The following is a 19,062-nucleotide window of genomic DNA, read 5'->3' as shown; positions in this document are numbered from 1 at the left end:
AAGGAAGACTATCGTTCCATCAAGGAATTATGTCATATTGCAAAGAATCTTACTAATCAGGCAATCTATAACATCAGACAGCATTACTTTGCAGAAGGCAAGTATCTCAATTATGAGAAGAATTATGCTCTTTTAAAGTCATCTGATAACTATAGAACGCTTAATTCCAATATGGCACAGCAGATACTGAAGGAAGTAGATGGTTCATTTAAATCATTTTTCGGTCTTCTTAAAAAGGCAAAGCAGGGAGAGCATGCACTTAAGGACTGCAGACTTCCACGCTATCTTCCCAAGGATGGATATACTACACTCGTCATTGGATTTGTAAGACTTAAAGGGAATAAGCTCATACTTCCATATTCAAACAGCTTCAAAAAGACACATAAGGCTGTTGAGATTACTGTTCCACCTATACTGCTTGATAAGAAAGTGAAGGAAATACGTATCATACCAAAGGCAGATGCCAGGTTCTTTGAAATTCAGTATACCTATGAAGCTGAATGCATTCAAAGGAATCTCAATACAACAAATGCACTGGCATTAGATCTTGGTATCAATAATCTTGTCACTAGAGTATCAAGTAAAGGTGAAACATTCATCATCGATGGAAGAAGACTTAAGTCCATTAACCAGTGGTTCAACAAGAAAAATGCAAGATTACAGTCCATCAAGGATAAGCAGCATTTTGGAAAGAAGCCAACCAACAGACAGAAGGCATTAGCACGCAGGCGTAACAATAGAATAAATGACTACATGAACAAGACTGCACGCAGGGTAATTGATTACTGTATCGATCATGATATCGGAACTCTTGTTGTAGGCTATAATGAAACATTTCAGAAGGATTCCAACATAGGCAGAAGAAACAATCAGACTTTCGTCAATATTCCTTATGGTAAGCTTAAAGACAAGCTTGAATATCTCTGTGAACTGAATGGCATCATACTTGTAATGCAGGAGGAGTCCTATACATCAAAAGCAAGCTTCTGGGATAAGGATGTCATACCAGTCTATAAGAGTGATGATACTGAAGAATACCATTTCAGTGGAAAGAGAATACATCATGGACAGTATAGAACAGCGAGTGGACAAGTTCTGAATGCAGACGTGAATGGTGCATTAAATATCATGCGTAAAAGTAGCGTTGTGGATGTAAATATCCTATACAGTAGAGGCGAAGTGGACACGCCTATAAGAATAAGGATTGCCTAGCAATAGGTGGAGACTTAAATATCAATCTTCTTAAACGGATGCATAAGCATCCTAGAAGCCTTGACTTCAAATACGGAGTATTAAGTTGAGGTAGTTCACATACCTCTCTATTTTCAAAATACAGTCTGTCAACTGATTAAGACTTTCAAAATCAAAAATTTAACTTTCTGATTGTATGTTTCAATCATTGCTTTTATTTCTGCATTTTTTTGTTAACTCATTACTAAAGCAAGGAGAATGTGACGTGCACTTATCCAAATATTAATTCATTTTATTTTCGTAATCTTACAATTCATGATAAATATTATCTACGTAAACAGTATCATTTTTAATACGATAAGGCATAAAATAGCGATGAGATAAAAAATTGATTCTTCGATATCCTAATTCTCTTAATTTTGGATTGTCACAGAGTTTCAAGCTTCCAGCAACATTTGACAAACCGATTTTTGTTGCCTCAAAGTCATTTAATAAATGTCTTGCAACCTGCTCAGTTTTCTTTTCAAACAAAAGATATGCAATGAATCTATCAAAATCTTCCTCTGCACCCTTCATTAAAACAATCTTATAATCCATATTTTGTCCTCAGATCAGAAATCACATGATCTGCATTCCTAAACTCTCCCTGTTCTCTAGACTTTTCTAATTTTGCAAGCATCTCTTTCTCAGTCATCGGAGCGTATGGATTTAACCCAGTCTGTCTTTTTATTTCAAAAGGAAATCCATTTGTCGCAACAGCCTGTGTTAAGAATATTCTGATTGCTGTTGTTGTATCTGTACCCAAATCTTTAAATAAAGCATCTGATTTACTCTTTAACTCGTCTTCTACTCTAACCTGAATTGTACTAGCCATATTCGGCACCTCGCTTCCATCTTTTTCTATATTATAATGCTATATCATATCTACTTCGATACATATGTATTGCTTTTGTAAAGTTTACTCCATCCACTTACATAATAATGATGTTGCATTCCACGACCTCATCGCCTTCCTATCAAGCGAATATTCGCAATCCGCTTTACTACCTGCTTTTTTCATGCATGAAAAAAGTCCCTCATTGAGGGACTCATATATTACATATGTTTCTTTGCAAAATTCCAAGTATCTCTGCACATATCATCAAGTGTCTTTTCAGCCACCCATCCTAACTGTTCTTTTGCACGAGTAGGATCTGCATAACATGTTGCAATATCACCTGCACGTCTTGGCTTGATTTCATAAGGAATCTTGATTCCATTAACTCTTTCAAATGCCTTAACGATTTCTAATACACTATATCCTTTACCTGTTCCTAGGTTACAGATATGAACACCTGGTGTTGCATATTTTTCAATCGCAAGAACATGACCCTTAGCTAAGTCTACAACATGGATGTAGTCACGTACACCTGTTCCATCCGGTGTATCATAGTCATTACCAAATACACCTAAGCAAGGAAGTTCACCAGTTGCAACCTTCATAATATAAGGCATAAGGTTGTTAGGAATTCCCTTTGGATCTTCTCCTAATAATCCTGATTCATGTGCACCAATTGGGTTGAAGTAACGAAGAAGTGTAACAGACATTTCTGGTACAGCATGCTGTACATCTGTTAGGATTCTTTCCATCATAGCCTTTGTAGAACCATATGGGTTTGTAGTCTGTCCTAATTCACAATCTTCAGTTAATGGGACAACCTTTGGATCACCATATACTGTCGCACTTGAAGAGAATACAATTGAAGGGACATGATACTTCTTCATAAGCTTAGCAACAATAAGAGCTGTCATTAAGTTATTTGTATAATATTCAATAGGCTTTACTACTGATTCACCTACTGCCTTGAAAGCTGCACAGTGAATGACTGCATCTAATTTATTTTCCTTGAATACTGCTTCTGTCTTATCTTCATCTAAAACGTTGAATTCATAGAACTTTACTTTCTTACCAGTAATTTCATGAATGGCATCTAAGGCTTCTGGTTTTGAATTTGAGAAGTCATCGATGACTACAACATCATGGCCGCTCTGTAGTAATTCTACACAGACATGACTACCAATATAACCTGCACCACCTGTAACTAGTACGTTCATATTTATTCCTCCACTACTTTACAACCGCCAAGTTTTCTTACTTTAAGTACATGACAGCTGCCTTCTCCAAATAATTTTTCAATTTCTTTCTTATATTCTGGGACAAAGTCATTTTCTACAAATGCCTGAATTGTACCTGCGAATCCACCACCATGTACTCTAGATACACCATGGTCTCCTAATACGATTTCACTTAATGCTAGACCTGCAGAAACTGCCTGATGCTTATAATCAAAGTCTGCATAAACATTCTGCAAGAACTTATAGCTTGAGTTACCAGATTCCTTGATCAACTTCTTGAATAAGTCAAAGTTATCATTTTTTAATGCTTCTACAATCTGAGGTACTCTCGCATTTTCCTTGAAGAAATGAATAGCTCTTAGAATTTCTCTATCATTCTTAACAGCCTCTCTTACATCAGCAAGATGATCAAAGAATTCCTTTTCATCTACTTCTCTTAAGAATTCCTTACCAAAGTAATGAGCGACATCCTTCATTTCAGCAGGAATAGCGCCATATGCATCTGTTAAGTCTGCATGGCTTCCCTTTGTATCAACGATACATAAACTATGATCATATTTAGAGAAGTCTACATCTACATGATTTACAACAGGATGTTCTGTATCCTTAAAATCAATAGAGATCAATCCACCAACGGCACATGCACACTGGTCCATTAATCCACAAGGCTTACCAAAGTAGACATTTTCAGCATACTGACCTACTTTTGCGATTGTAACCATATCGATGCTCATATCATTATATAAACCATCAATGATTGTACCAATAATTGTTTCAAAAGCAGCTGAACTAGATAAACCAGCCCCTACTAATACATCACTTGTAATGAATGCTTTGAAACCACCGATATTGTAACCTAGTTCTTTAAGTTTAGAAACAACACCTCTGATTAGTCCTTCTGAAGTACCTTCTTCTTCATCCTTCTTATCTAAATCATTTAAATGAATAGGTGCAATGTTGAAACTGTCAGATACAACATTGATTACATCATCCTGTCTAGCGACTACACCAATCGCATCTAAGTTGATTGAACCTGCTAATACACAACCATGCTGATGGTCTGTATGGTTACCTGAAATTTCACTTCTACCTGCAGCACTATAGATGCTGACATTTTCATCACCATAAAGTTCAATGAACTTATCTAATGCATTGGTATATCTATCTTTCTGATAATCTACAAGACTTGCATCTTCATATAAGTCTTTCAACATTTCATCATATTTATTAGTTTTAAATTCTTCTTTTAATAAGCTTGCTTTCATTTTGTTACCTCGAATGTATATACTGTTTCTTCTTTAAATTTTTTATTTGCCTTTAAAATGACCTTTGGTTTTTCTTCTTTATGAATACTGTCTGGTAAATAACTTGTTTCAATACATAATGCATCTTGTGGATGCATAGTGTAACCATATTTATCTAACTGTCCATCTAAGTAGTTTGCACTATATACCTGTGCTGATGGATATGTAGTAGATACAGTTAATTTAATACCAGTTTCTGGAGAATAAAGTTCTGCCTGATTTTTATCTGTATTAAATACAAATGGATGATCATAACCACGGGCTGTGATTAACTGTGGATGATTGTCTTTGATACAGTCTCCAATCACTTTTTCACTTCTAAAGTCAAATGGAGTATTTGTGACATCTAATAATTCACCTGTATATAATCCATCACCATCAACGCAGCCTACTTCGTCAGCATTGAGTTTTAATACATGATTATGAACACCTGATGCATGTCCATTTAAGTTGAAATATGAATGGTTTGTGATATTGATAATTGTATCCTGATCACTTGTTGCTTCATAGCGCATATGAAGTGATGTTCCTTCGATTGTATAATAAGCATAGAAATCTAATGTACCTGGATAGCCTTCTTCACCATCTTTAGATACATAGTGGAACTTGACACCATCTTCAATAAATTCATAATCAAATACCTTGTAAGAAAATCCTTCAATACCACCATGTAATGAGTTAGGACCATTATTAATAGGAACATTATAAGTCTTCCCATTTAATGTGAAAGTTCCCTTCTCAATACGGTTGCATACTCGTCCTACCAAAGCACCAAGATATGTACCATCTCTCTTCTGGTAATCTGATACTTCAGGGAAGCCTAATACACAATCACATGGATTTCCTTCTTTGTCCTTCACTACAGCTTTAAGTAGTGTGCAGCCAAAGTTTGTGACTTCTACATAGAAGTCTTTGTTTTCTAAGCCGATGACAACAATATCGTCATCTAATTCTTTCTTAATTTCTACCATAATCCCTCCACGAAGCGACTGAATCCTTCAATTCCTTCATCAGTCATTTTATATACACCAGCATCTTCTAATACTGCTACAAACTTCTTAGTGACTTCTACTTCTAGGAATTTATCAACATCCTCGTAGTCACAACTCTTAAGATATTTGTACCAGTCTGCATGCTTCTGTAATGATTCATTTGAATCAAAATCCGCATTACCTAATAGACACTGTTTGATATCTTCTAATTCGTTCTTTAATCTTGCAGGAAGAACAGCTAAGCCCATTACTTCAATCAAGCCGATGTTTTCCTTCTTAATGTGGTGATGCTGTGCATGAGGGTGGAAGATTCCTAATGGGTATTCTTCAGTCGTACGGTTATTTCTAAGTACTAGATCTAACTGATACTTTCCGTCCTTCATACGTGCAATTGGTGTTACTGTGTTATGTCTTACACCATCTGTATATGCAATGATATCTAGTGACTCATCACTATAATCAATCCATTTTTCAAGAATAACATCAGCCAAAGCAATGATTTTTTCTTTGGAAGTAGAGGTAAGTCTTAGAGTTGACAATGGCCAATACAACATATCTACCTGTACCTGGTCATGTTCATAACTCTTGATTACTTTCGCATCTTCCATAGGAAAATGATGACGACCGCCTTGGTAGTGATCATGGGTAAGGATAGAACCACCTACGATTGGTAGATCAGCATTACTTCCCAGCATATAATGAGGGAACTTATCTACAAATGCGAATAGATGCTCGAATGTATTGTGGTCAATTTTCATTGGCTGATGTTTTTCATTAAATACGATACAGTGTTCATTGTAGTAAACATAAGGTGAATACTGTAGGTAATAGCGATGATCTGCAAGGTCTAATGGGATAATACGATGATTCTGTCTCGCAGGATGCTTCATATTACCTGCAAATCCAACGTTTTCTTTACATAATAAGCAAAGAGGATAGTTTGTAGATTTGACATTCTTTGCAGCTGCAATCGCTTTAGGATCCTTTTCTGGTTTAGAAAGGTTAATAGTAATCTGAATATCACCATATTTAACATAATGGTTAAACTTGATATTCTTATCAATACGTGATTTACGAATATAGTTACTACTAATACTTAAATCATAGAAGTAGTCTGTTGCTTTTTCTGGAGATTCATTATAAAGAGTGTTGAACTTATTTACTACTTCACTAGGACGAGGCATGAGGCAGTTCATAAGTCTTGTATCAAATAAATCTTTTTCAGTCACAGAATCTGAAATCATACCTTTTTCTACTGCATAGTCAAGAATATGATCAATGATATCCTGTGCTATTTCTAATTTTTCATCGATTTCTTCTAGTTCAAATTCATCTAACTGAAGTAAGTCTAAAATTAAATTTGCGGCATAGTACAAATCATCTGTACCAATCATGCCTTTTTGTAACGCAAAGTTGAGTAATCTGTTGATCTGATGGTTCATTATGGGTTCTCCTCTTTTTTATTTTGTTATTTTCTTCATCTACTATGATAAACTTTTTAGTAAAATAATCAATACTTTTTTAATTATTTTTACTATTTTGTTTACTTGCTATTTTACTAAAATAAAAAAGAGAGGTTTTATTACTTCTCCCTGCATGAATTTCTAATAACTAATTGACATGGCAATTGTATTCTACATGGATAGCTGATATCCTCTTCTGTGATCATTCTATGTAACAATGAAGCCCCCATCTCTCCCATCTCACTTGAAGGTGCATAGACAGTAGATAATGTAGGTCGTGTGAAGTTACATGCATCCACATCATTGAATCCCATAATAGACACTTCTTCTGGCACCTTGATTTTTGCATCTAATAAAGCCTGCATAGCCCCCATCGCAAGAGGATCATTGGCACAGAATATTGCGGAAGGTATTTTTCCTTCTTCAATCACACGATTCATGACAGAATAACCTTCATCTCCAGTCATTTCATGATTGGTTGTAAATATCTCATATTTTATTCCTAAATATTCACAATATTTAATAAAGCTTTTCTTTCTAGAAATTGTTTGTAAAGACATCTCATCATATTCATTTCTTCCCATAAAACCAATTGTTTTATGTCCCTGCGAATGAAAATAGTTGACTACTTTACACATCGCGTCATCAAAATCCAATGAGATACAGACATTTGTGATAGGAGACAAATCCATATCCAGCAAAACAATTCTACTAGATAACTTACTAAATGTATCAAGATACTTCTTTTCAAACTTTCCAATACAAATAATACCATCCACACCTTCTAATACCTGTTTCATATTCATATCATCATATCTTACTTTTGTAGAAGCCATCTTTTCTTTTCTTAAATATTTCTCTACACCCTGTAAAATAGATAAGAAATAAGTATCTCTAAATTCCTGTTCAAATGTATAACACTGGATAATACCTATATTAAATGTTTTCTTCTTTTCTTTTGATTTTAAGGAGTAATTGAGTTCACTAGCCACTCTTAATATCTTCTCTTTTGTCTCAGGTAAAACCTTCAATGTTTTATCTTCATTTAATACTCTTGATACAGTTGCGATAGATACATCAGCTGCTTTCGCAACATCCTTAATTGTAGCCATTTATTTTTCCTCCTCAATATTACTATAATAATTAATATATCACAATCTAGATAAAACGAGGTAAAATTTTAGTAATATTTTAACCAATTTTAACGATATATTATTTTTTCCTTATTTTCATTGTATATATCAAACTTTTTTCTACCTTGCCTATAATTTCTTCATTTTTTTATTGACGAGTGTATTTCTACATGGTATTATAGGTGAGCAGTCAAGAAATGGGCCTGTAGCTCAGTTTGTTAGAGCGCACCCCTGATAAGGGTGAGGTCGATGGTTCAAATCCATTCAGGCCCACCATGTTTATTTAAAACCTTTTGGGGCCTTAGCTCAGCTGGGAGAGCGCCTGCTTTGCACGCAGGAGGTCAGGAGTTCGGATCCTCCTAGGCTCCACCATTTAGAAGTTAACAGACACATTTGTGTCTGTTTTTTTATTTCATTGCGTAAAAAAGAACCATAGTCCTATATATAAAGGATTATGGTTTTTTACTTTTAGTATCCTGCACCTGTGTCTGTATTCTTCATGATTTTTACAAGACGGCTTGTACCAAGTCTGTCAGCACCAAGTTCGATGAACTTTTCAGCATCATCAAATGAACTAATACCACCTGCTGCTTTTACTTTAACTCCTTCACCTACATGATCATGCATTAACTTTACATCATCAAATGTAGCACCTGCAGTTGAGAACCCTGTTGATGTCTTAATGTATTCTGCACCTGCATTTGTGACTAATTCACACATCTTGATCTTTTCTTCTTCTGTAAGAAGACATGTTTCAATAATAACCTTTAAGATTTTACCATCACATGCTTCATGAATCTGACGGATTTCATCTTCTACTTCTTCATATCTCTTATCTTTTAAGAATCCGATATTAATAACCATATCAATTTCAGATGCACCATTCTCAATAGCATCCTTTGTTTCAAATACTTTTACTGCAGTCGTACTGTATCCATTTGGGAATCCAATAACTGTACAGATAGGAAGTTTACCATCCACATATTCTGCTGCCTGTTTCACATAAGCAGCTGGAATACATGCAGATGCTGTACCATATTTGATTCCATCATCTAGGATCACCTTAATGTCTTCCCAAGTGGCACTCTGAGCCAATAATGTGTGGTCTACTTTTTTTAAAATATCATTTGTATTCATTTTATTTTTACCTCTCTTTACATATACCATTATAACAGTTTATCTAAAATAAAGTAGTCAATTGTGTTCTCTGGCATCTTAATTCCAATTTTTTTGTAATTATTGCACCTATAATCGTAAATGTCTCAGTTGCTTCTTACTCCCTTTTTCCTGGTAAAAAGAACAAGTTAAGCTCAAATTATAGTTTTCTTTGTTTCTATATTCCTATAATGCTATAATGGTTGAAATGTTAACAAGGGGGGTTAATATATGTTAGATGCATTTGCGAATAACTGGACAATACTTGTTGTTTCCTTCTTTATTTATAGTTTCTGTGGGTGGATATGGGAATCACTTATCTGCCCTATTGCCACAGGTCATAAGATACATAACAGTGGTTTCTTAACTGGACCTTGTATTCCTATTTATGGATCAGGTGCAATTGTTGTATGTGCTTTGTTTCCTATTTCTAAAGATTGGTCTCTCATCTTTATAGAAGGAGCGATTGTCGCATGCTTTATTGAATATCTCACATCTTATTTTATGGAAAAGATGTTCCATGCAAGATGGTGGGATTATTCTCAAATGAGATTTAACTTAAATGGTCGTATCTGTTTAGAAGGTTTCTTTATTTTTGGTTTCTTCTCTGTGACTGCAGTGAAGAATGTACAGCCACATCTGACTCATATGCTTATTCAATATGATTATATTCCAATGGTTATTGCTTCTACTGTGTGTATCACATTATTCACAAGCGACTTAATTACTACATTTGTAGAAGCCACTCATCTTGCGAAAAAACTTGAGACAGTCTCTCAGGATCTTAAGAAGTTTGCAGATGAACTAGAACTAGATATTCATAATGAAATTACAACAGATGATATCTTTAAGATTGCACGTCAATTAAAGGATAGTCACCGTGAACATCTTATTAAGAAATATTCACATCGTCGTTTAGTCAAGGCATTCCCTGATATCTTAAACAAATATCACACAAAAACTCAGAAATAACGCATCTGAGTTTTTTTCTTTTGTGTAAACGTTTATAATAAACAAGAGGAGGTATGACCATGGAAAAGAATGCATTATTTAAACTTAGTTATGGTTTGTATGTATTAGGTGTAAATGATGGTAATAAGCCTAATGGCTGTATTATTAATACAGCTGTTCAGCTCACAAGTAATCCTTATCGTATTGCAGTGACTGTGAATAAGGCGAATTACACCCATGATGTATTGATGAAGTCAAAGAATATGACTTTATCTGTGCTTGATATCACATGCCCTTTTGATATCTTTAAACGATTTGGTTTCCAAAGTGGTAAAGAGGTTAATAAGTTTGATGGTTTTGATATGTATGATTTGAAAGACTCATTACCTTACTTAACACAATATGCGAATGCATATATGGAAGGTCATGTTATAGAAACATTGGATGAGTTAACACATACGATGTTTATTGTAGAACTTGATGATGCTGTTATCTTAAATGAGCATGATTCTATGACATATGACTATTATTTCAAGAATGTGAAACCAAAACCAGAAAAGAAGAAAAAAGGATGGGTATGTAAGATTTGTGGATGGGTCTATGAAGGTGATGAATTACCTGAGGATTTAATCTGTCCTATCTGTAAACATCCGGCATCTGATTTTGAGCCACTTTAAGTAGGAGGAAAACGAATGTTTAATGTAAGACAAATAAGCGATGATTTTTATTATGTAGGAGGCAATGATAGACGTTTAGAACTATTTGAAAATGTTTATCCTGTTCCTGATGGTGTAAGTTATAATTCTTATTTATTAGTAGATGATAAGACTGTCTTATTAGATACTGCAGATGCAGCGATTGCTCATCAGTTCTTAGAAAATTTAGAACATGTGCTAGATGGTAGAACACTTGATTATGTAGTAGTCAATCATATGGAGCCTGATCATTGTGCAACACTTTGTGATATTGTAGTACGTTATCCTGATGTAAAGATTGTGGGTAATACTATGACATTCCGTATGATGAAGCAGTTCTTTGATTTTGATGTAGATAGCCATGCTATAGTCGTCAAAGATGGTGATACTTTAGAAACTGGACATCATGTATTAAACTTCGTTACTACGCCAATGGTTCATTGGCCTGAAGTTATGATGACTTATGATTCTACAACAGGTATCTTATTTAGTGCAGATGCATTTGGTACTTTTGGTGCACTTCATGGCAATCTATTTACAAGTGAAATGGATCTAGATGAATCATTCTGGGATGAAGCAAGACGTTATTATACAAATATTGTTGGTAAATATGGAGTACAGGTGACTAATGCCTTAAAGAAAGCCTCTACTCTTGATATTTCAATGCTTTGTCCACTGCATGGACCTATCTGGGATGAAGATATTAACTTAATGGTAGAACATACTGCTTCTTGGGCTGCTTATAAACCAGAAGTCAAGGGTGTTATGATTGCTTATGGTTCTATTTATGGCGGTACTGCCAATGCAGCTGAGATTCTTGCAAGTAAGCTAAGTGAAAAAGGTATTCACAACATTAAAGTATATGATGTATCTAAAACTGATCCATCTTATATCTTATCTGAAAGTTTCAAATATTCTCATCTGGTATTCGCAAGTGCATCTTATAATGCGGGTTTATTCACACCTATGCAGAACTTATTGATAGAAATCAAAGAACATCTTTTGCAGAATCGTACATGTGTTTTAATTGAAAATGGTACATGGGCACCAAGTGCTAAAAAGACTATGAAAGCTATTCTTGAACCATTATCTTGGAATTATATCGGTGAAGAGCTCACTATTAAATCACGTATGAAAAATGCAGATTTTGAAAAAATTGAAACTCTTGCTGATGTGATTGTAGAAGATATGAATAAAGAACATCAAGTAAAGGAAGAAGCTCCTGTGCGTAAATGGCGCTGTAAGATCTGTGGTTATGAATATAGCGGAGAAGAACTTCCTGAAAACTTTATTTGTCCTCTATGTAAACATCCTGCTTCAGATTTTGAAGAAATAACTGAATAATACATACAGCCAAGTCGAAGAAACATTTGTTTCTTCGACTTTTCTATTGACAACATATAAACATATTCATATAATTAAATATGTAAAAACGTTTATATGAGGAGGAGCCATGGAAAAGAGAAATGAATTCTTAAATGCGAATGAAGATGTTGTTTCAAAGGTTTTAGAGAATCAGCCTGATGATGAATATCTTTATGATTTAGCAGATTTATTTAAGACATTTGGTGATTCTACAAGAATCAAGATCCTCTATGCTTTATTTGAAGGTGAACTATGTGTTGGTGATTTAGCTACTATATTACAGCTTTCTCAGCCAGCCATTAGTCATCAGCTTAAAGTATTAAAGGATGCTAAACTAGTAAAGTTTAGAAGAGAAGGAAAGGTTATCTTCTATTCATTAGATGATGATCATGTAAGAAGTATTTTATCTATTGGTATGAATCATATTGAAGAGTAAAGGAGAAAATAATATGAAAAAGACTTATAAGGTAGATGTAGATTGCGCAAATTGTGCAAATAAGATGGAAGAAGCAGTAAAGAATACTCAAGGTGTTAAGGATGCCACTTTAAGTTTTATGACTTTAAAATTAAAGGTTGAGTTTGAGGATGGTGTAGATCCTCAGGCAGTTATGGAAAAAGCAAGAGAAAATTGTAAAATTGTTGAGGATGATTGCGAAATCTTCCTTTAATAAGGAGTGATAGAAATGACAAAGAAGCAAAAGAATGTTTTAAATAGAATTATTATTGCGATTGTCTTATTGATCGTAATTACTGTATTTAAGACAATTGTCCCTGTACCAGGCTATGTAGAGTTTATCCTCTATTTAATCCCCTACTTTGTGATTGGACATGATATTTTAAGAAAATCTATTAAGAATATCAGTCATGGTCAGGTATTTGATGAAAACTTCTTAATGGCTGTCGCAACAATCGGGGCTATGTGTCTTGGTGAATATCTTGAAGGTTCTGCCGTTATGGTTTTCTATCAGATTGGTGAATTATTCCAAAGTATTGCGGTTGGTAAGAGTCGTAAGAATATCGCTGCTTTAATGGATATTCGTCCTGATTATGCTAATATCATGGTGGATGGCGAGATTGAAGAAGTAGATCCTGATGATGTAGAGATTGGTAGTGAAATCATTGTTAATCCTGGTGAAAAGGTTCCTATTGATGGAATTATTGTAGAGGGTGATACAACACTCAATACAAGTGCCTTAACAGGTGAAAGTGTGCCTCGTAATGCCCATTGTGGTGATGAAATCTATAGTGGTTCTATTAATATGACAGCACGTATCACAGTTAAAACAACAAAAGAATTTGGTGAATCAACAGTTTCTAAGATTCTTGATCTTGTAGAAAACTCAAGTATGAAGAAATCTAAGACAGAAAACTTTATTACTAAGTTTGCGAAATATTATACACCTGTTGTATGTTATAGTGCGCTCGCTTTGGCTATTATTCCCCCTATTGTCTTAACTTTTATGGGACAGCCTGCTCATGTCGGTGACTGGATCTTTAGAGCCCTCACATTCTTAGTAATCAGCTGTCCTTGTGCTCTTGTTATTTCTATTCCATTAAGTTTCTTTGGTGGTATTGGATGTGCCAGCAAGAACGGTATTCTTGTAAAGGGTTCTAACTACCTAGAAACATTATCTGATGTTAAATACTTTGTATTTGATAAGACAGGTACATTGACTAAGGGTGTATTTGAAGTGACTGATGTTGTACCTGCCGAAGGTTTTGATAAAGACAACTTACTTGAATATGCTGCTTATGCAGAAAGTGCTTCAACACATCCTATCAGCGTCAGCTTAAAGAAAGCTTATAATCAGAAAATCGATAATACACTTGTAGATCATATTCAGGAAATTGCAGGACATGGTGTAGAAGCAGACTATAATGGTCATCATATTCTTGCAGGTAATGCGAAATTAATGAAATTAAAAAGTATTGATTATAGTGCTTATACAAAGGCTGGTACACTTGTATATGTAGCAGTTGATGACAAATATGCAGGTTGTATTGTGATTTCTGATATTATCAAGGATCATGCAAAAGAGGCTATTAGTGGTTTGAAATCATTAGGGGCTAAGGAAACTGTTATGTTAACAGGTGATAGTGCTTCTACTGCAGATCTTGTAGCCAAGACAATTGGCATTGATACAGTACACAGTGAACTTCTTCCTGCAGATAAGGTAGAAGAAGTAGAAAAGTTGTTAGCTAAGAAATCAGACAAAGAAAAACTTGCCTTTGTTGGTGATGGTATCAATGATGCACCAGTACTCTCTCGTGCTGATATTGGTATTGCGATGGGTGGTCTTGGTAGTGATGCTGCCATTGAAGCAGCAGATGTTGTTTTGATGGATGATGATCCATTAAAGATTTCACTTGCTATGAAGATTTCTACTAAGACATTAAGAATTGTAAAACAGAATATTGTCTTTGCGTTAGCTGTTAAGTTCATCTGTTTAGTATTAGGTGCACTCGGTATTGCGAATATGTGGCTTGCAATATTTGCAGATGTAGGTGTTATGATTCTTGCAGTCATGAACGCAACACGTGCTCTCACAATTCATAATTAAAGGTATCCTCAGGGATGCCTTTTTACATAATGACAATATACTTCTACTATAATGACTTTGTATTGATGGTAAACGTACTTGTGAGTATACTATATTTGAATGGAGATGTTCTATATGACAACAACAAACCTAAATATTCGAACTGATAAAGAAATCAAGGATCAAGCGGAAAAAATATTCAATGAACTTGGTCTAAATATGACAACAGCTGTAAATATTTTCCTGAGAACCGTTATCCGTGAACATGGTATTCCTTTTAAATTAAAACTGGAAGTACCAAATAATACTACAGTTTCTGCCATTGAGGAAGGCAGAAAAATGATGAAGAATCCTTCTTCTCCAAGATATTCTAGTATCGATGCACTTAAAGAAGCATTAGACGTATGAAATACGATATCTAGCAAATTAAAAAAGGTGAAAAATATGCTGTTATATATGCATAATCTTCACCTTTTTTTCTATCAACTCATCTAAATGAGTATACCTTTTAGATGATCACACTCATGCTGAATGATCTGTGCTGTAAAACCAATAAAAGTTTTAATCTTCTTTTTAAATGATTCATCAAAGTAAGACACCTTGATTGTGTCATAACGCTTTACTGTTTTTTGTCCTACATGAGATAAACATCCCTCTTCACATTCATGATAGTTACCACTTGTTTTAATGATTTCAGGATTATACATCACACGCATCTTTTCATCTTCTAAAAAGATAATAACTGCTTTATTATAGCCAATCATATTCCCTGCCATACCAACACATTCATGTAAATGTGCTTGAAGTGTATCCTTCAAATCAATGCCTATATATAAATCTTCTTTCGTTGCTTTTTCTGCTATCTGTGATAAGAAGAAATCATCCTTTACTATTTCTTTAATCATTCACTTATCCTCCTAAAACATATTATAGCATAAGAAAACAGGCTCATAAGAGCCTGTTAAGCATATTATAATCCTTTTTCAGTTAATTCTCTTGCAACATCATCTTTGATAGTTACGCCTTCTTCTTCAAGTCTTGCAATAGTATCCGCAAACTGAGGAAGGTATTTCTTATGGGCGATTAATAATTCATCCATAATACGTTTCGCTTTAGTACCAGCTACAATCTGTGGGTTGATTATGAAAGCCTGTAATAGAGTTCCATAATCACCTGTTACAGCAGCTTCTTCAACACATAATTCCATGTTCTTCATGCACTGTACCCATCCTCTTTCTGCTGGTTCTAATGGACCAAAAGCGATTGGACGTGCACCAGTACTTCCAATATAAGAAGATACTTCTACTGCACAATCAACTGGAAGATCAGGTACTGCACCATTATTCTTAGTAGTTACAACGATATGACTTAACTTATTTTCATAAATAGAGGCAATTGTTTCACAAGCCGCATCACTGTAATGTGCTCCACCACGTTTTGCAAGCTGTTCTGGCTTATGATCTAAGTTAGGATCCTTATATAATTCAAATAATTCATGTTCAGTCTGCTGTACCTGCTGACCTCTTGTTCCAACATTTGGATCATTGTATTCCTTTAAACCGTGTGCTAACATTTCTTCTTCACGATAGTAATATCTATGATATCCACAAGGAATCATATTCATACGTAATAACTGTTCTTTAAAGAATGGGATATCATGAATATTAGCTGGAATACCCATATCTTTACCTTCATACATTGCATTGATGATATCTTTAGTCACTTCATGACCATGTTCATCAAATACTTTATGCCAATGGAAATGGTTTAAACCTGCAAACTTATAAGTTAACTGATCCAATGTCTTTCCGATTGTTTTTGGTTCATCCATCATAGCACCTACTGGTACGTTACATAAACCAATAACCTTATCCCACTTACCATATTTCATAACTGATTCAGTAACCATTCCACTTGGGTTAGTGAAGTTGATTAACCATGCATCAGGACATAATTCCTTCATATCTTCGACAATGCTTAAGATAACTGGAATAGTACGTAATGCTTTGAAGATTCCTCCCGCACCATTTGTTTCCTGTCCTAACATTCCATAAGAGAATGGAATTCTTTCATCCTTGATACGTGCATTTAATAAACCTACTCTGAACTGTGTAGTAACGAAGTCTGCTCCTGGTAATGCTTCTCTACGATCTAATGTAAGATGTACTTTTACATCATAAGGAGATGCATCCCACATTCTCTGTGCCATTTTTCCTACGATTTCAAGTTTTTCTTTACCATCTTCGATATCACATAGCCAGATTTCTCTGATTGGTAATTCATCATATCTCTTGATGAACCCTTCCATTAATTCTGGTGTATAGCTGCTGCCTCCACCAATAGTAACGATTTTTACGCCTTCTTTATTCATTCTTGCGTACCTCCTTTGACAACATCATTATACGTAAAAGAAATAAAGAAAGCAGTAAAATGTAAGCGAAAACAACAGTGTTCTCTTTTTGTTCCTTATTTCTAAGGATTTTAGGGAACACTGTTCTATTTAATGATTGGGTTATCTGTTTTTCTACCATGGTCTGTAAATATGTTTTCACATTCCATAGAAGTCACTGTTTTATTTTCTAAATGTTCATCATAGCTAGTATTAAAATAACCTGCATAAAGAACATCAAGTAGATAAAGTAAAGAAAGATTAAAAGAGAATGTACCTAAATTATTAATTAACTTTTCTCTTGTGGATACATATAAACAGCAGTCTGACTGACTAGAAAGAGAGTTAGTCCCATAGGTTGTAATAGTAATAAAAGACAGTTTTCTTTCAATTAATTTATGACAGATAAAAAGACATTTTGATGTTTCACCAGAATAGCTGATGAGAATAAATAATGTATTGCTGGTACAATAACATGCTTCATAAAAAGCTTCATCCATGCTATCCAAAATATCTACCTTCTTACCAATTTTCATCATCTTTTCTTTAAAGGTATACGCAATTCCCTTCTGGGCACCTGATACGACAATCGCAATATGTTCCTTCTTTTCAATACGATTGATGGCTTCCTGAAGTATATCGTGATTGAGTAAAGAAATCGTATCCTGCAACGTTTCATCATAAAGTAATCCTACTTTATTCGCAATCACAATGTTCTTGTCATTTTGGGAGAATGGTCTATTACTATCTATTTTCTGAAAGTGTGTGGATAAGTATCGTATTTCTTCTAAATATTGTTTTTTGAAATCATTGAATCCTTCAAATCCTAATTTCTGAACAAAACGGACAACAGACGATGGGGCTAAAAATACTTCCTTTGCGACTGTTCTTACAGTCGCATTTTCTAGTTGTATGCCCTGATCTATCAAGTACTGTCCCAATCTTTTTTCATTAGGATTCATTGGACATTTTTCTAATGATTCTCTTATTAACATAGTTCTTTAAAAGGTATGAATGGCTCAGTCGTTTTATCTAATCTCTTTTCTAGATAAACTACATCTAGCCACTGATCAAACTTATAGCCACATTCATGGAAATGAGCAGCTTCTTTAAAACCATATTTTTCATGAAAAGCGATACTTGCATCATTTGGATAAGTGATACATCCATAAAGATTCGTAATATTCATTCTTGTAAGATAGTTAATCAAAGCATTATAAAGAAGATGACCTATTCCTTTATGACGCTTTTTATCATCGATATAAATAGATAATTCTGCAGAATGATCATAGGCGCGACGATCATACAATGTCCCTGCATAGGCATATCCTATCACATCTCCCTCTTCTACTGCGACTAGATATGGATATTTTTCTAAAGTATGACTGATACGATCTGCCATTTCTTTGACTGTCGGTGGTTCTAATTCAAATGTGATAGTTGTATTAAGGACATAAGGTGCATAAATTTTCTGGATAGACTCTGCATCCTCTACTGTTGCGATTCTAATAGTAATCATCATTGCTCCTCCTTATTATTTATCATATTTTATAATATTCTCAAAAAATTATAAAGCCTTAAACAATCTACTTAGCACTATTTGTGAAAACAATTTTGTGTCTGATAATCAGTATTTTCTTTTAAAAGATTACTGATTTTCAAAAATGAACTCTAGTTAAAGATTACGTTAAGATTAAATTTTAAAATTGATTACTTTACAATCGTCGCTTAGAAATAAGCACATCATCTTATGAAACGGTCAATATAGT

Annotated in this window: 20 protein-coding genes and 2 tRNA genes; 10 read left to right on the top strand and 12 right to left on the bottom strand. The window is 34.4% G+C overall.

What is annotated here, in order from left to right; genetic code table 11:
• On the top strand, positions 1–1,212 hold a 1,212-nt coding region (locus DW269_RS01125; protein WP_117458229.1), incomplete at its 5' end, for an RNA-guided endonuclease TnpB family protein.
• 285 nt (positions 1,213–1,497) lie between these two features.
• On the opposite strand, the gene DW269_RS01120 is transcribed toward DW269_RS01125, so the two are convergent.
• The 7 genes from DW269_RS01120 to DW269_RS01090 form a co-directional block, all read right to left on the bottom strand.
• Entirely contained in the window at positions 1,498–1,788 is a 291-nt protein-coding gene (locus DW269_RS01120; RefSeq protein ID WP_117458169.1) for a type II toxin-antitoxin system RelE/ParE family toxin, read from the bottom strand.
• Positions 1,778–2,065, bottom strand: coding sequence for a type II toxin-antitoxin system RelB/DinJ family antitoxin (locus DW269_RS01115; RefSeq protein WP_117458168.1), 288 nt, complete (start codon positions 2,063–2,065; stop codon positions 1,778–1,780). Before DW269_RS01115 ends, DW269_RS01120 begins: the two co-directional genes overlap by 11 nt.
• A gap of 221 nt (positions 2,066–2,286) precedes the next feature.
• The gene (galE, locus tag DW269_RS01110) at positions 2,287–3,285 is read right to left on the bottom strand and encodes a UDP-glucose 4-epimerase GalE (protein WP_117458167.1); all 999 of its coding nucleotides are present in this window, start codon (positions 3,283–3,285) and stop codon (positions 2,287–2,289) included.
• Positions 3,286–3,287: 2 nt separating this feature from the next.
• Entirely contained in the window at positions 3,288–4,571 is a 1,284-nt protein-coding gene (locus tag DW269_RS01105) for a galactokinase family protein (protein ID WP_117458166.1), read from the bottom strand.
• On the bottom strand, positions 4,568–5,581 hold the full coding sequence (locus tag DW269_RS01100; protein WP_117458165.1) for an aldose epimerase family protein: 1,014 nt from the start codon (positions 5,579–5,581) through the stop codon (positions 4,568–4,570). Before DW269_RS01100 ends, DW269_RS01105 begins: the two co-directional genes overlap by 4 nt.
• Positions 5,575–7,044, bottom strand: a complete 1,470-nt coding sequence (gene galT / locus DW269_RS01095) for a UDP-glucose--hexose-1-phosphate uridylyltransferase (RefSeq protein WP_117458164.1) — start codon at positions 7,042–7,044, stop codon at positions 5,575–5,577. The genes DW269_RS01100 and galT overlap by 7 nt, the downstream gene beginning before the upstream one ends.
• Positions 7,045–7,184: 140 nt before the next feature.
• Positions 7,185–8,177, bottom strand: coding sequence for a LacI family DNA-binding transcriptional regulator (locus DW269_RS01090; protein WP_117458163.1), 993 nt, complete (start codon positions 8,175–8,177; stop codon positions 7,185–7,187).
• 220 nt (positions 8,178–8,397) lie between these two features.
• Between DW269_RS01090 and DW269_RS01085 the strand changes: the two genes are divergently transcribed.
• A tRNA-Ile gene (locus DW269_RS01085) sits at positions 8,398–8,474 on the top strand.
• A 19-nt stretch (positions 8,475–8,493) separates the two neighbouring features.
• Positions 8,494–8,570 (top strand) — tRNA-Ala (locus DW269_RS01080).
• A gap of 96 nt (positions 8,571–8,666) precedes the next feature.
• On the opposite strand, the gene deoC is transcribed toward DW269_RS01080, so the two are convergent.
• Entirely contained in the window at positions 8,667–9,335 is a 669-nt protein-coding gene (gene deoC, locus DW269_RS01075) for a deoxyribose-phosphate aldolase (RefSeq protein WP_022424984.1), read from the bottom strand.
• A gap of 249 nt (positions 9,336–9,584) precedes the next feature.
• Here deoC and DW269_RS01070 point away from each other — a divergent pair, with 249 nt between their 5' ends.
• From DW269_RS01070 to DW269_RS01040, 7 genes are all read left to right on the top strand, one after another.
• Positions 9,585–10,325, top strand: coding sequence for a putative ABC transporter permease (locus DW269_RS01070; RefSeq protein ID WP_117458162.1), 741 nt, complete (start codon positions 9,585–9,587; stop codon positions 10,323–10,325).
• Between the two features lie 59 nt (positions 10,326–10,384).
• Complete coding sequence (locus DW269_RS01065; RefSeq protein WP_117458161.1) at positions 10,385–10,981, top strand: flavin reductase; 597 nt, start codon at positions 10,385–10,387, stop codon at positions 10,979–10,981.
• A 15-nt stretch (positions 10,982–10,996) separates the two neighbouring features.
• Positions 10,997–12,343: a rubredoxin-like domain-containing protein gene (locus tag DW269_RS01060; RefSeq protein ID WP_117458160.1), complete on the top strand. Its 1,347-nt coding sequence runs from the start codon at positions 10,997–10,999 to the stop codon at positions 12,341–12,343.
• A 109-nt stretch (positions 12,344–12,452) separates the two neighbouring features.
• The gene (locus tag DW269_RS01055; protein WP_006505676.1) at positions 12,453–12,800 is read left to right on the top strand and encodes a metalloregulator ArsR/SmtB family transcription factor; all 348 of its coding nucleotides are present in this window, start codon (positions 12,453–12,455) and stop codon (positions 12,798–12,800) included.
• Positions 12,801–12,813: 13 nt separating this feature from the next.
• Entirely contained in the window at positions 12,814–13,032 is a 219-nt protein-coding gene (locus DW269_RS01050) for a cation transporter (protein WP_117458159.1), read from the top strand.
• Positions 13,033–13,047: 15 nt separating this feature from the next.
• The gene (locus DW269_RS01045; RefSeq protein ID WP_117458158.1) at positions 13,048–14,925 is read left to right on the top strand and encodes a heavy metal translocating P-type ATPase; all 1,878 of its coding nucleotides are present in this window, start codon (positions 13,048–13,050) and stop codon (positions 14,923–14,925) included.
• Between the two features lie 114 nt (positions 14,926–15,039).
• The gene (locus DW269_RS01040; RefSeq protein ID WP_117458157.1) at positions 15,040–15,312 is read left to right on the top strand and encodes a type II toxin-antitoxin system RelB/DinJ family antitoxin; all 273 of its coding nucleotides are present in this window, start codon (positions 15,040–15,042) and stop codon (positions 15,310–15,312) included.
• 83 nt (positions 15,313–15,395) lie between these two features.
• On the opposite strand, the gene DW269_RS01035 is transcribed toward DW269_RS01040, so the two are convergent.
• The 4 genes from DW269_RS01035 to DW269_RS01020 all read right to left on the bottom strand — a co-directional run bounded on the left by DW269_RS01035 (position 15,396) and on the right by DW269_RS01020 (position 18,812).
• The gene (locus tag DW269_RS01035; RefSeq protein WP_117458156.1) at positions 15,396–15,809 is read right to left on the bottom strand and encodes a peptide deformylase; all 414 of its coding nucleotides are present in this window, start codon (positions 15,807–15,809) and stop codon (positions 15,396–15,398) included.
• 65 nt (positions 15,810–15,874) lie between these two features.
• On the bottom strand, positions 15,875–17,275 hold the full coding sequence (locus tag DW269_RS01030; RefSeq protein WP_117458155.1) for a 6-phospho-beta-glucosidase: 1,401 nt from the start codon (positions 17,273–17,275) through the stop codon (positions 15,875–15,877).
• Positions 17,276–17,400: 125 nt separating this feature from the next.
• Positions 17,401–18,255: a MurR/RpiR family transcriptional regulator gene (locus tag DW269_RS01025; RefSeq protein ID WP_230310133.1), complete on the bottom strand. Its 855-nt coding sequence runs from the start codon at positions 18,253–18,255 to the stop codon at positions 17,401–17,403.
• Positions 18,256–18,281: 26 nt separating this feature from the next.
• The gene (locus DW269_RS01020; RefSeq protein ID WP_226793465.1) at positions 18,282–18,812 is read right to left on the bottom strand and encodes a GNAT family N-acetyltransferase; all 531 of its coding nucleotides are present in this window, start codon (positions 18,810–18,812) and stop codon (positions 18,282–18,284) included.
• Positions 18,813–19,062: the final 250 nt, after the last annotated feature.

It is taken from the genome of Catenibacterium sp. AM22-6LB, from assembly GCF_003435615.1.
In the GTDB taxonomy this organism is placed as follows: Bacteria; Bacillota_I; Bacilli_A; order Erysipelotrichales; family Coprobacillaceae; genus Catenibacterium; species Catenibacterium mitsuoka_A.
This window is presented reverse-complemented; position numbering and strand designations above follow the sequence as displayed.

What these genes read in the sequence shown, in the direction of transcription:
- galE (WP_117458167.1), bottom strand. Translation starts at nt 3,285, where the DNA reads ATGAACGTACTAGTTACAGGTGGTGCAGGTTATATTGGTAGTCATGTC.
- deoC (WP_022424984.1), bottom strand. Translation starts at nt 9,335, where the DNA reads ATGAATACAAATGATATTTTAAAAAAAGTAGACCACACATTATTGGCT.
- galT (WP_117458164.1), bottom strand. Translation starts at nt 7,044, where the DNA reads ATGAACCATCAGATCAACAGATTACTCAACTTTGCGTTACAAAAAGGC.
- DW269_RS01025 (WP_230310133.1), bottom strand. Translation starts at nt 18,255, where the DNA reads ATGAATCCTAATGAAAAAAGATTGGGACAGTACTTGATAGATCAGGGC.
- DW269_RS01030 (WP_117458155.1), bottom strand. Translation starts at nt 17,275, where the DNA reads ATGAATAAAGAAGGCGTAAAAATCGTTACTATTGGTGGAGGCAGCAGC.
- DW269_RS01065 (WP_117458161.1), top strand. Translation starts at nt 10,385, where the DNA reads ATGGAAAAGAATGCATTATTTAAACTTAGTTATGGTTTGTATGTATTA.
- DW269_RS01035 (WP_117458156.1), bottom strand. Translation starts at nt 15,809, where the DNA reads ATGATTAAAGAAATAGTAAAGGATGATTTCTTCTTATCACAGATAGCA.
- DW269_RS01070 (WP_117458162.1), top strand. Translation starts at nt 9,585, where the DNA reads ATGTTAGATGCATTTGCGAATAACTGGACAATACTTGTTGTTTCCTTC.
- DW269_RS01055 (WP_006505676.1), top strand. Translation starts at nt 12,453, where the DNA reads ATGGAAAAGAGAAATGAATTCTTAAATGCGAATGAAGATGTTGTTTCA.
- DW269_RS01100 (WP_117458165.1), bottom strand. Translation starts at nt 5,581, where the DNA reads ATGGTAGAAATTAAGAAAGAATTAGATGACGATATTGTTGTCATCGGC.
- DW269_RS01090 (WP_117458163.1), bottom strand. Translation starts at nt 8,177, where the DNA reads ATGGCTACAATTAAGGATGTTGCGAAAGCAGCTGATGTATCTATCGCA.
- DW269_RS01105 (WP_117458166.1), bottom strand. Translation starts at nt 4,571, where the DNA reads ATGAAAGCAAGCTTATTAAAAGAAGAATTTAAAACTAATAAATATGAT.
- DW269_RS01120 (WP_117458169.1), bottom strand. Translation starts at nt 1,788, where the DNA reads ATGGATTATAAGATTGTTTTAATGAAGGGTGCAGAGGAAGATTTTGAT.
- DW269_RS01045 (WP_117458158.1), top strand. Translation starts at nt 13,048, where the DNA reads ATGACAAAGAAGCAAAAGAATGTTTTAAATAGAATTATTATTGCGATT.
- DW269_RS01060 (WP_117458160.1), top strand. Translation starts at nt 10,997, where the DNA reads ATGTTTAATGTAAGACAAATAAGCGATGATTTTTATTATGTAGGAGGC.
- DW269_RS01040 (WP_117458157.1), top strand. Translation starts at nt 15,040, where the DNA reads ATGACAACAACAAACCTAAATATTCGAACTGATAAAGAAATCAAGGAT.
- DW269_RS01020 (WP_226793465.1), bottom strand. Translation starts at nt 18,812, where the DNA reads ATGATTACTATTAGAATCGCAACAGTAGAGGATGCAGAGTCTATCCAG.
- DW269_RS01115 (WP_117458168.1), bottom strand. Translation starts at nt 2,065, where the DNA reads ATGGCTAGTACAATTCAGGTTAGAGTAGAAGACGAGTTAAAGAGTAAA.
- DW269_RS01050 (WP_117458159.1), top strand. Translation starts at nt 12,814, where the DNA reads ATGAAAAAGACTTATAAGGTAGATGTAGATTGCGCAAATTGTGCAAAT.